Annotated in this window: 8 protein-coding genes, 1 tRNA gene and 1 rRNA gene; 6 read left to right on the forward strand and 4 right to left on the reverse strand. The window is 62.5% G+C overall.

What is annotated here, in order from left to right; all coding sequences use genetic code 11:
• Positions 1-23: 23 nt before the first annotated feature.
• The 3 genes from EOE18_RS13275 to EOE18_RS13285 all read left to right on the forward strand — a co-directional run bounded on the left by EOE18_RS13275 (position 24) and on the right by EOE18_RS13285 (position 1,646).
• On the forward strand, positions 24-860 hold the full coding sequence (locus tag EOE18_RS13275) for a cytochrome c1 (RefSeq protein ID WP_127710290.1): 837 nt from the start codon (positions 24-26) through the stop codon (positions 858-860).
• Positions 861-962: 102 nt separating this feature from the next.
• Positions 963-1,499, forward strand: coding sequence for an adenine phosphoribosyltransferase (locus tag EOE18_RS13280; RefSeq protein ID WP_127710334.1), 537 nt, complete (start codon positions 963-965; stop codon positions 1,497-1,499).
• A gap of 73 nt (positions 1,500-1,572) precedes the next feature.
• Positions 1,573-1,646: transfer RNA gene (locus EOE18_RS13285), tRNA-Gly, on the forward strand.
• An 88-nt stretch (positions 1,647-1,734) separates the two neighbouring features.
• On the opposite strand, the gene EOE18_RS13290 is transcribed toward EOE18_RS13285, so the two are convergent.
• Positions 1,735-3,510, reverse strand: coding sequence for a tannase/feruloyl esterase family alpha/beta hydrolase (locus tag EOE18_RS13290; protein ID WP_164852752.1), 1,776 nt, complete (start codon positions 3,508-3,510; stop codon positions 1,735-1,737).
• 65 nt (positions 3,511-3,575) lie between these two features.
• Between EOE18_RS13290 and EOE18_RS13295 the strand changes: the two genes are divergently transcribed.
• Entirely contained in the window at positions 3,576-4,070 is a 495-nt protein-coding gene (locus tag EOE18_RS13295; protein ID WP_164852753.1) for a MarR family winged helix-turn-helix transcriptional regulator, read from the forward strand.
• A gap of 62 nt (positions 4,071-4,132) precedes the next feature.
• On the opposite strand, the gene EOE18_RS13300 is transcribed toward EOE18_RS13295, so the two are convergent.
• The 3 genes from EOE18_RS13300 to EOE18_RS13310 all read right to left on the reverse strand — a co-directional run bounded on the left by EOE18_RS13300 (position 4,133) and on the right by EOE18_RS13310 (position 9,256).
• A complete protein-coding gene (locus EOE18_RS13300; protein ID WP_164852754.1) occupies positions 4,133-6,358 on the reverse strand; it encodes a TonB-dependent receptor in 2,226 nt (741 codons plus the stop codon).
• Between the two features lie 217 nt (positions 6,359-6,575).
• Positions 6,576-8,798: a xanthine dehydrogenase family protein molybdopterin-binding subunit gene (locus EOE18_RS13305; protein WP_127710298.1), complete on the reverse strand. Its 2,223-nt coding sequence runs from the start codon at positions 8,796-8,798 to the stop codon at positions 6,576-6,578.
• Positions 8,795-9,256 (reverse strand): (2Fe-2S)-binding protein, encoded by a 462-nt coding sequence (locus tag EOE18_RS13310; protein ID WP_164852755.1) that lies wholly within the window; start codon positions 9,254-9,256, stop codon positions 8,795-8,797. Before EOE18_RS13310 ends, EOE18_RS13305 begins: the two co-directional genes overlap by 4 nt.
• A gap of 118 nt (positions 9,257-9,374) precedes the next feature.
• On the opposite strand from EOE18_RS13310, the gene EOE18_RS13315 reads away from it, so the two are divergent.
• Together EOE18_RS13315 and EOE18_RS13320 are read left to right on the forward strand one after the other, a co-directional pair.
• Positions 9,375-10,283 (forward strand): LysR family transcriptional regulator, encoded by a 909-nt coding sequence (locus tag EOE18_RS13315; RefSeq protein WP_127710300.1) that lies wholly within the window; start codon positions 9,375-9,377, stop codon positions 10,281-10,283.
• A gap of 439 nt (positions 10,284-10,722) precedes the next feature.
• Positions 10,723-11,042, forward strand: a 16S ribosomal RNA gene (locus EOE18_RS13320); the annotation flags it as partial.

Consider the following 11,042-nt stretch of genomic DNA (forward strand, 5'->3'; position numbering starts at 1 on the left):
AGAGCGAGGATAGGAAAGACATCATGATCCGCATCTTCTCCCTTCTCGCTGGCGCCTTCTTCTCGCTGGCGCTGCTCTGGTCGGCCGGCAAGGGCGCGGTGAGCTATATTAGCGAACCCACGCCCAAGACGGTGGAGGCCAGCTTCCACGAGCATCCCAAACCGCTGCATCTGTCGAGCGATGGTCCCTTTGGCACTTTCGACCGCCAGCAGCTTCAGCGCGGCTTTCAGGTCTATTCCGAGGTTTGCGCGACCTGCCATGCCTTGAAGCACGTGGCCTATCGCGATCTAGCCGCGCTGGGTTATAATGAGGCCGAGGTAAAGGCGATTGCCGCCAAGGCCCAGATCCCCGCCTATAACCCCGCCACGGGCGAGGTGAAAATGAACCCTGGCCAGCCCAAGGATCATTTCCCGCCGGTGGTCTATGGCGGCGCTGGCAGCCCGCCCGACCTGTCGCTGGTGGCCAAGGCTCGCCATGGCGGTCCGGCCTATATTTACTCGCTGCTGACCGGCTATGCCGATCAGGCGGGTTACAAGAACGAAAAGGGTGAGGAACTGCTCAAGAAGTTCCCCGAAGCCAAGACGCCCGACGGCTTGTTCTTCAACCCCTATTTCGCCAATCTCAACATCGCCATGCCCGCACCGCTGGTGTCCGATGGTCAGGTGACCTATGCCGATGGCACCAAGGCCACCGTGGACCAGATGGCGCAGGACGTGTCGGCCTTCCTGATGTGGACGGCTGAACCCAAGCTGGAAAAGCGCAACCAGACCGGTTGGCCGGTGATTGGCTTCCTGCTGTTTGCCACGGCGCTGGCCTATATGGCTTACCGCACGGTATGGGCGGGCAAGAAGGGGCACTAAGCGCCTTCCAAGCCTGACGCCAACAAAGCGCCCCTCGCATGGATGCCCATGCGGGGGGTGTTTTGTTTGCGCATCGCGCGCGTGCTGGCTATGGGCGCGGGCATGACTCCAGACGCGCTCAAAAGCCTGATCCGCACCATTCCCGATTTCCCCAAGCCGGGGATCGAGTTCCGCGACATCACCACGCTGATCGGCCATGGCGAGGGCTTTGCTGCCTGTGTGGCGATGCTGGCCGAGCGGGCGCAGGCGGCAGGCGCGCAGGCGATTGCGGGCATGGAGGCGCGCGGCTTCATCTTTGGCGCGGCGGTGGCGGCGAAACTGGCGCTGCCCTTCATTCCGGTGCGCAAGCCGGGCAAGCTGCCCGTGCCGGTGCTGGCGGTGGATTATGCGCTGGAATATGGCACGGATAGGCTGGAGGTTGACCCCGATGCCGTGGGCGCGGGGCAGCGGGTGGTGGTGGTCGATGACCTGATCGCCACGGGCGGCACGGCGCTGGCGGCGGTGCAATTGCTGCGCCGCGCAGGGGGCGAGGTGGCGCAGGCGCTGTTCGTGATCGACCTGCCCGATCTGGGCGGGGCGGAGAAATTGCGCGAGGCGGGCGTGCCGGTGCAGGCGGTGATGGCCTTTGCCGGACATTAAAGCGGTTTAGACTGGCTTGACGAAACCCGCCTGTCATGGCAGGGGCATTTCCCTCACCGGCGAAAAGCCGTGCGCGGGTATAGCTTAGTGGTAAAGCTCCAGCCTTCCAAGCTGGCTATTCGGGTTCGATTCCCGATACCCGCTCCATTCCTTCCATCGATGTAGCGCAGCGGCCTTTCCGGCCCTCTGGTGCCCTATGCCCGCCACGTCATCCGCAGCGGGCACTCCGGTTCTGTTACTGGCAGCGGAAGGCGCCCGCTTTTTCGCTGTCACCGCTAATGCGATGCGGGCGTTGGGGATAGGGGCAGAGCAGGCGGGTACGGCCCGGCCAAGGCGTATCCTCGCCAGCGGTGGCGACGACTTCCTTGGGTGCAACGCCCTTTTCGCGCCACGCCACCAATTGCGAGAACAGGTCGAACCGGTCGGTCGCGGGGCCGCCACGGCCATGGTTCATGCCGGGTACGGCATAGAACTGGATGAAACGCCCCGCCTTGCCCTGTTCGCGGGCGTTGACCGCGTCCAGCCAGCGCATTGTGTCGTTAATCGAAAACACCGGATCGCTCACCCCGTGGAACAGGATGATCTTGCCCCCACGCCGCGTGAAGGGTGACAGGTCGGTGGCATCGGCATGCATGAAATCGACCGAAGCTTCACCCAGCGCACCCCATTTGACATGGGCGGCGGCATAGGCCTCGTCCATATCCGCAGCCAAAGCATAGCGGGTGAGCGAGGAGACATCCTCGGCCACCTCCAGCGGGGGCGAGCGGAACACGGCGGAATTGCTGGGCGCACCAAGCCGGATCAGTGCGCCATTGTTCACCGCCGAGGCATAGCCACCCATTTTCCAGATCCGCCAGCCCTGCGTCACGCCAGAAGCGGTCTTGGCGCCGATCCCCGCGTCCCATGCCCAGTCGGAATAGATTGGCTTGCCATCCTTGGTCTGCGGCCCGCCCATCACGCGGCGCAGCGCGGCCACCTGCATCGGCAGCAGGCAGGTGGCGGTCTTTTGCGCGGGATCATCGCCGGCACAGGTGATCTTGGCGAAGGCGGGCATGACGCGGGCGGTGGTGCAGGCGGTGAAATGTTCCACCATGCCATCCACCGTGCCATCCAGCCCGTCGCAGGCGGCAAGGATCGCGCCTTGGGCCAGCAGGATATCCTCGTCGCTCATCGCCTTGTTGACCAAAGGCTGCCCGTCGGCGCCGATCTGGCCCATGGCCTTGGCCACGCTGGCAAAGGCCTGCCCGTCCCACAATTGCGCGATGGAGGCATGGGCAAGGTGGAAACCGGGATAGCCGATCAGCGCCGCGTCAAACAGGCTGGGGAAGCGCTGGACGGCCATCATGGCCTCTTGTCCGCCCTTGGACCCGCCGACGAAATAGGTGAAAGCGGGCGCGCGGCCATAATGGGCACGGATCAGCGCGCGGCCTGCCTGCGCCACGGGGCCGATATAGCCAAAGCCGTAATTGTGGCGGGCGATGGCGTCATGGCCGAAAGTGACCACGCCCTGACGCGCAGGATCGTTGTTGACCGCATTGTCATGGCCGGAATCGGAGGACACCACCGCATAGCCTTTCGCCAGTGCAGTCACCCCCGGTTGGCTGGAAAAGCCGCCCGTGGCATCGCCCAGAAAACCATCCGAGCCACCGCCGCCCTGAAACAGGAAGCGGCCATTCCATGCCACCGGCAGGCGCAGGTGGAATTTGATGGCATAGGTCTGGCCATTGGCGCCTTGGCGTTCCTGCAGCTTGCCGATGATTTCGCAATGGGCAGGCATGGCGGGGGCAGGCGGGAAGGGGCGCGGGTCATTGGCGGCGCGTTGTTCGGCAGGGGTTGCGGGGCGCAGCGCGGCCAAAGTGATCGTCGTGCTGGCATCGGGCATCGCCGCCTTGGCCAAGCCTTCGCAGGATAGCGGCGCGGCCGCGCGTGTGGCGGCGGCGGCAGGTTGGGCCACCAGCATGGCGCCTGTGGTCAGCGCCGCGCCCAACAGGAAGGGAAGCCTTTTGCGCATTACCATGGTTTGCTCTCCCGAATTATGTGATGATTCATAGCGTTTATGCAAAATCAGTAGCCCTTGTGCTAGCCCCCCACCTGTCGCAATTTGTGTCATGCAGGTTGGGCAAGGCCGGTCGTGCCGCTGGCCGTTTCGAGGTGGTGATGGATAATCCGTTTCTGAATTTCCCCGGTTATCTCTTGCGCCGCGCGGCCAGCGCGCGTTTGGCGCAATTGGCGCAATATCTCGAACCCTTGGGCGTGGGCGTGTCCGAGGCGTCGATTCTGGTGCTGATCGGGCATAATCCGGGGATCTCGCAGGCCGAATGCGGGCGGATGCTCTCGATCCAGCGGCCCAATCTCAATCCGGTGATCCATCGCTTTATCAACCGCGGCTTGTTGGTCACCACCAAGGGCGTGGGGCGGGTGCAATGTCTGCGGCTGAGCGAGGAGGGGAGCGCCTTGGTCGCGCAGATCGAGGCGGTGTTTGCAGCCCAGGAGGAGCGGATTTACGCCGCCGTGCCCGAACATTTGCGCGATGATCTGGTGCCGGTGCTGCGCGCACTCTGGTGCCCTTAGGGGTGCCCGTAACAGGCGGTTTCCGGCGAGCATCACGCCCGCCGGAAGCCTTTTGCCTTTGATCAGAACTTCTTCGACACGCGAACGCCATATTCACGCGGCGCGCCATACAGCTCGTTGCGCCCGCTCTGGCCCGCGACATAGAATTTGTTGGCCAGATTGGTGCCATAGACTTCGGCCTTCCACGTGCCCTTGTCCAGCGTGATGCTGCCCTGCCACAGGCCGCGCGCGGCGATCAGATCGGTGCTGGCCTGATAGGTGGGATAGGCCCATTGCGAGCCGACATAGGCATAGCCGATGCGCGGGGTGATGGTCACATCCTCGCTAGCCTGAATGCGATAGGCGGCCGAGAGGTTCCACGTCCATTTCGGGCTATAGAGGTTGGAGCCACCATTGGTGGTCATGCTGGCGCTGGCATAATCAGGATAGCAGCGCGCCGAATTGCTGCCATTGCACTGCGGGAAGCCGTTGAAGGCGGCGGGCACCAGCCATTTGTTGATCAGGGTGAAGCCCGAAAGGCTGCTATCCACATAGGACAGGCCGCCATCGAGCGACAGGGCATCGACCTTGGCCTGAAAACTGGCTTCAAAGCCCTTGATTTCCGAATTGGCCAGATTGACCACGCCATTCTGGCCGGTGACAGGATTGGTCACGTCCATCTGGAAATTGTTATACTTCATATAGAACGCGCCGATCTGCGTGCGCAGGTGGCGGTTGAACAGGGTGGATTTCCAGCCCGCTTCATAATCCATCACGGTTTCGGGGGCGAAAGTGCCGGTGGGCGGGTTGATGCCGCCATTCTTGTAACCGCGTGCCACAAAGGCATAGACCAGATTATCGGCATCGGGCTTGTAGTTCAGCGCCAGCTTGCCAGTGGCGCGGCCATCGCTTTCATGGCCGGTCTGCGGGGCCAGCACAGTGGCGCCCACCGGCGGATCGCCGATGATCATGTCGATGGTGGAACCGGCCGCCGCGCTGTAAACGGCGTTAAACCCGTTCACCGTAAAGCGCGAATAGCGCAGGCCCGCATCCACCGAGAGCTTGTCGGTCAGCTGATAAGTGCCCTGCGCAAAGGTGCCCAGCAGCAGCTTGCTGGTGTTGGGATGGGGCAGGGTGGTGTAGCCGCCGACGTTGGTGGTGCGGTTAAAGCTCCAGTTCCAGTTGCGCAGGTCCACCTTGTTGCGTTGGAAATAGCCGCCGATCACATATTTGAACTTGCCCGTATCGGGCGAGATGATGTTGATTTCCTGACTGTAAACGCGCTCGCGCACATTGTTGCCACCGGCCAGCGCATTGCGGCCGGACACAGCGGTGGCATCGGTATCGCTGACCGCGGCCAGACGCTTGTTCTGATAGGCGGTGAGCGAGCGCAGGGTCAGGCCACCGGCAAATTCATATTTCATTTCCAGCACGGTGGCGAAGGCGCGCTCGAAATTGGAGGTGGCCGTGTCGAAATTGACCGTCCACGGGGCATTGGTGCGACCGGCCACATAGGGGTTGGTGGCGAGCAGCGTGTTGATCGGTTGCAGGGCAAAGCCGCCGGTCTTGCGCTGGGTGGCTTCCACCTTCAGGTTGGCCTGAAAACCGTTGGATTTGTAAAGCGCCTGAATGCGGCCATCCACTTCGGCCAGACGTTCGGGCTGGTTGTTGGCGGGGCCGGTGTCCTTGAACCATGCGTCATGCTGGTTGAACAGGCCCGAGGCGCGGATGGCCAGCTTTTCGCCCACCGGCAGGTTCAGCGCGCCATTGATGCCCACATTGTTGTAATTGCCATAATTGGCCGCGACATAGCCGCCCAGCTTGCCCAGTTGCGGGCGCTGGGTGGTCAGGTAAACCGCGCCGCCGGTGGAATTGGCCCCCGACAAGGTGCCCTGCGGCCCGCGCAGCACTTCGGCGCCGGCCATGTCATAGAACTGGCCGTTGGACACGATGGGGGGCTGGAACACGCCGTCAATATAGGTGGCCACGCCATTGGTCACCTGCGGCGAGCCCGAGGCCAGACCGATGCCGCGAATGTTGAAGCTGTCGGTGACGCCCGAGCGCGAAATGGTCAGGCCCGGCGCGGCGGTTTGCAGGTCAATCGCGCGGGTGACGCGCTTTTCGGTCAGCGTATCGCCCGAAAGCGCGGTGACGGCGATGTTGACGTTCTGCACATTCTCGCTGCGGCGCTGGGCCGTGACGACAATGTCCTTGATCTCTTTATCGGCATTTTGGGCCAGAGCGGTGGCGGAAAGCGAACCGGACAGCATCAGGCCGAGCAGGACAGGGCGGACCCATGTTTTGGTCATAGTAGCATCCTCTTGGGGGTGGCGCCGATGAGTCCCGACGCCTTGTGATGCTGTTATGATACATAACATAAGGGTTGCTGCAAGCGGGGGACTTACCCCTTTGGGCAGCTTTGCCCCGCCCTGTGGTTTTGCCGCAACAGGCAGGTGCCCAAACAAAAGGCGCGGCAGAGGCCCGAAGACCTCCACCGCGCCCGAATTGCGCCGTTAAACGCGCGGTTTAGGCGATCTGGCCCAAAGGCATCTTGCGCATCCGCTTGCCCAGCAGGCGCGAGACCGCATTGGCCACGGCAGGCGGCACAGCGGGCAGACCGGGTTCGCCAATGCCGCCCATGGGGGCGCCGCTTTCCACGATGCGGACATGCACGCGGGGCATCATGTCGGGCCGCAACACGCTATAGCCGTCGAAATTGCGCGCCTCGCGCAACCCGTCCTTATACACCGCCTGTTCGACCAGAACCTGCGACAGGCCCAGCGCCACGGCGGAATTGACCTGCGCCTCGATGATGGCGGGGTTGACGATGCTGCCCGGATCAACCGCCTGCCAAACATCATGCACTTTCACCTGCCCGTCGACGATGGAAACCTCGGCCATGGCCGCGGTTTCCGTGCCAAAGGGCGAGGCCATGCCAAGGCCGCGCGCGCGCTTGCTGCCATCGGGCGCGGTGAAGGGGCCGGGCTTCCACCCGCCCGCCAGATCGACCACGGCTTTCAGCAGATTGGTCAGCCGCGCATTGCCCTCCAGCAGATGCAGGCGCAGCGCATAGGGGTCTTGCCCGCCCTTATCCGCCACTTCGTCGAGGAAGGTTTCATAGAAGAAATCATTCATCGAATTGCCCACCGAACGCCAATAGGCCAAAGTGGTGGGGCTTTTGACAAAGATCTGGGCAATGCGCTTGTTGGGGATGGCGTATTTCTTGCCGGTGATGCCTTCCAAGGCGGAATCGTCCAGCTTGGGGCCGCGCTTGTCGGCAATGCCTTCGGTGGGGCCTTCGGTGATGCTGACCGCCTCGATCGCGGTGGGCAGCCCCTTGGCATCCAGCGCCGCGCGGAAACGCACCGCCGCCATCGGGCGCAGCGGATCGCGCAGGAATTCCTCTTCGCGGCTCCAGATCAGCTTGACCGGCGCGCCGATACGGCGGGCCAGTTCAATCGCCTGCGGATAGGGCGTGCCATGCGGATAGATGAAATGGCGGCCAAAGAAGCCGCCCAGCAGCGGCGAGTGGATCTTGACCTTTTCGGGCGCGATGCCCGCCACTTTGGCGGCTTCGGCCTGAAACATTTCCGGCGCCTGATTGGGCAGCCACAGGTCCAGCGTGCCATCACCGTTGAAACGCGCGGTGGCCGAAGGGGGCTCTAGCTGGGCGTGGTTGAGATATTGGCTGTTATAGGTCGCGCTCAGCGTGACCTTGGCCGAGGCGAAAGCCGCTGCCATATCGCCGGCGGCCTCGGCCACTTCTTCCTTGCCCTGTGTGGTGGCCAGTTGCTTGGCAAAGGCCTCGGTGGAAAAATCGGCAGGCATCGGGCGATAGGTCGGCGCGGTCGAGGCCACCCATTCCACCTTGGCCGCTTCCACCGCGCGGCGGGCATGCCAATAGCGCGGGGCGACAACCGCCAGCGCGCCATCGAGCACATGCACCGAATGCACGCCCTTCATGGCCTTGATCTCGGCCTCATTGGTCACCTTGCCCACCAGCAGGCCAAGGCGCGGCGCGTGCTGCACGGCGGCGTGCAACATGCCATCCACCTTGGTGTCGATGGAGAATTGCGCCTTGCCGGTGGATTTGGCGCGAATATCCAGACGGGCCTGACGCTTGCCGATCCAGCGGAAGGTCTTGGGATCGCGCAGGGTGATTTGCGCAGGCGCGGGCGCGGGCAGGTCCAGCGCATGGGGGGCCAGCTCGCCATAGGTGGCGCTGCGGCCAGAGGCCTTGTGCAGCACGCGGCCCGGCTCTGTGGTCAGTTCCGCCAGTGGCACGCCCAGTTTCTTGGCGCCGGCCTGCAACAGCATGGCGCGACCGCTGGCGCCCAGTTTGCGCATCGTGTCATAGGAGGAGCGCACCGAGAAGGAGCCGCCGGTGATGCGCATCTGGCCAAAGACCACCAGATAATCCGGCCCTGCGGGGGCGTTTTCCACTGTGAAGCTGGAAGGATCGGCGTCGAGTTCCTCGCCCACGATCTGGGCCATGGCGGTCCAGATGCCTTGGCCGCCTTCCATGAAGGGGCTCAACAGGCGGATCGAATTGTCGGGGCGGATTTCCAGAAAGGCCGGAACCCGCGTGCCCGGCGCGATCTTGGCCGCGCCTTGCGCACGCGCCTCGCCCACGGGCAGGCCAAAGCCCAGCACCAAAGCGCCCGTGGCCGCGCCGGTTATAAAGCCGCGGCGCGATACATTGACCGGATCGCCCAAGGGGACCTCTGGCAGCTTGACCATCTGGTTCATGCTTTCCCTCCCTGAGATGCCACATCGCGGACAGCGGCCTTGATCGCATTATAGGTGCCGCAGCGGCACAGGTTGGTCATGGCCGCCTCGATCTCGTCATCCTTGGGATGGGCGCTTTGTTTCAGCAGCGAGGTGGCGGCCATCACCTGGCCCGACTGGCAATAGCCGCATTGGGCGACCTGATGCTTGACCCAAGCCTCCACCACGCGCGAGCCGACGGGGTCTTTCTCTACCGCCTCGATCGTGGTGATCTGGCGTCCGGCCACCGCTTCGAGCGGGGTGACGCAAGAGCGCATCACCGTGCCATCCACCAGCACCGAACAGGCGCCGCATTGCGCCACGCCGCAGCCATATTTGGTGCCGGTCATGCCCAGATCATCGCGCAGCACCCAGAGCAGGGGCGTGTCCCCTTCGGCATCGAGGCGCTGCTGCTGCCCGTTGATGGTCAATTCGATCATGGATGGGGGACTCCTAGAATATTTTGCGCAAGGTCTAGCATGAGCGGGGCGCGTCGCATCATGAATTATGTTCATTATAGTGTTGTGTTGGGGCGGGGTAATCTGGCTATGATGCCCTATGGCTTTTAACCGAACCGACCTTGCCGATCTGGCCGCCTTTCTGGCCATAGCCCGCCATCGCAATTTCCGGCAGGCGGGGCTGGCGCTGGGGGTTAGCGCCTCGGCGCTCAGCCATGCGTTGAAAGGGCTGGAGGAGCGGATGGGGGTGAGGCTGGTCAACCGCACCAACCGTTCGGTGACGCTGAGCGCGGCGGGCGAGGATTTGCAGGCGGCGCTGGAGGAGCCTTTTGCCGCCGTGTTGGGGGCGGAAGATGTGCTCAACCGCTATCGTGATGTGCCGCGCGGGCGGATCCGTATCAATGTGCCCGATGTGGCCGCGCAATGGCTGCTGGCGCCGGTCTTGCCGGAGTTCAACCGGCGTTGGCCGGATATCGAGCTGGATATCAGCGTCGACAACCGGTTGCTGGATGTGTTTGACGACGGGTTTGATGCGGGCATCCGGTTTGGCGGGACGGTGCCCGATGACATGATCGCGCAAAGGTTGAGCGCGGATGTGGAATGGGTGGTGGCCGCATCGCCGTCCTATCTGGCCGAACATGGCGTGCCGGAGCATCCGCATGATCTAGCACGCCATCGCTGTTTGCAGGTGCGATTGGGGGATGACCGGATCTATCGCTGGGAGTTCGAGCGCGGGGGCGAGGTGATCACTTTGGCGGTGCCGGGTAGCATCACGCATAATTCCGGCGGTCTGGCGATCAGTCTGGCGCTGGGTGGGGCGGGTTTGGTCTACACGGCGAAGGCCAGCGTGGCCGACGATCTGGCCGCCGGACGATTGCAGTCGGTGCTGGAGGACTGGATCGCGTCGGGCCCTGCGCTGCATCTTTACTACCCAGGGCGGCGCCATTTGCCGCTGGGTCTGCGCCTGCTGGTCGATTTGATCCGCGAGAAGCGGCCTTTGGGTTTTTGATGTTGGCGTGGAAGTGCCGGTTTTGCTGGATTTCGTCATAAAAATGAAGTTTTTTGCATTTTCCTCGCTGAAAAAGGTTGACCGAATCGATGTAGGTGCTTAGAGGCGCCGGACCGGATCGGTGGCTTTGACAGCTGCATGGGATGGTTACAGGCATAGTTGGTTGATATGCAGCTCTTGATCGAAGGATCAGGGGTGTATGTTAGCCGGTATTATGTTTTGAGCTCTTTGACATTGTTGATGAAAGATGAAGGGACATGTGGGCGACGGCGTCTGCATCCGGGGCTTCAGGGCTCGGGTATGTAGTTTAAAATAGTCGTCACCTTTAGCATGTCCTGACGTAACCATACGTTTAGATATGTGCAGGGTGAATGACCCCTGAATTAGTTTTACGTCAGATGGCAGTGTTTAGACACTGTGCTGTTTGTGAGACTGGACCTAACTTGAGAGTTTGATCCTGGCTCAGAACGAACGCTGGCGGCATGCCTAACACATGCAAGTCGAACGAAGTCCTTCGGGGCTTAGTGGCGCACGGGTGCGTAACGCGTGGGAATCTGCCCCTTGCTTCGGAATAACAGTTAGAAATGACTGCTAATACCGGATGATGTCGCAAGACCAAAGATTTATCGGCAAGGGATGAGCCCGCGTAGGATTAGGTAGTTGGTGGGGTAAAGGCCTACCAAGCCGACGATCCTTAGCTGGTCTGAGAGGATGATCAGCCACACTGGGACTGAGACACGGCCCAGACTCCTACGGGAG

It is taken from the genome of Novosphingobium umbonatum (assembly GCF_004005905.1).
GTDB lineage: Bacteria > Pseudomonadota > Alphaproteobacteria > Sphingomonadales > Sphingomonadaceae > Novosphingobium > Novosphingobium umbonatum.

Coding starts and splice junctions, on each gene's coding strand:
- EOE18_RS13275 (WP_127710290.1), top strand. CDS start 24: ATGATCCGCATCTTCTCCCTTCTCGCTGGCGCCTTCTTCTCGCTGGCG.
- EOE18_RS13310 (WP_164852755.1), bottom strand. CDS start 9,256: ATGATCGAATTGACCATCAACGGGCAGCAGCAGCGCCTCGATGCCGAA.
- EOE18_RS13280 (WP_127710334.1), top strand. CDS start 963: ATGACTCCAGACGCGCTCAAAAGCCTGATCCGCACCATTCCCGATTTC.
- EOE18_RS13300 (WP_164852754.1), bottom strand. CDS start 6,358: ATGACCAAAACATGGGTCCGCCCTGTCCTGCTCGGCCTGATGCTGTCC.
- EOE18_RS13305 (WP_127710298.1), bottom strand. CDS start 8,798: ATGAACCAGATGGTCAAGCTGCCAGAGGTCCCCTTGGGCGATCCGGTC.
- EOE18_RS13315 (WP_127710300.1), top strand. CDS start 9,375: ATGGCTTTTAACCGAACCGACCTTGCCGATCTGGCCGCCTTTCTGGCC.
- EOE18_RS13290 (WP_164852752.1), bottom strand. CDS start 3,510: ATGCGCAAAAGGCTTCCCTTCCTGTTGGGCGCGGCGCTGACCACAGGC.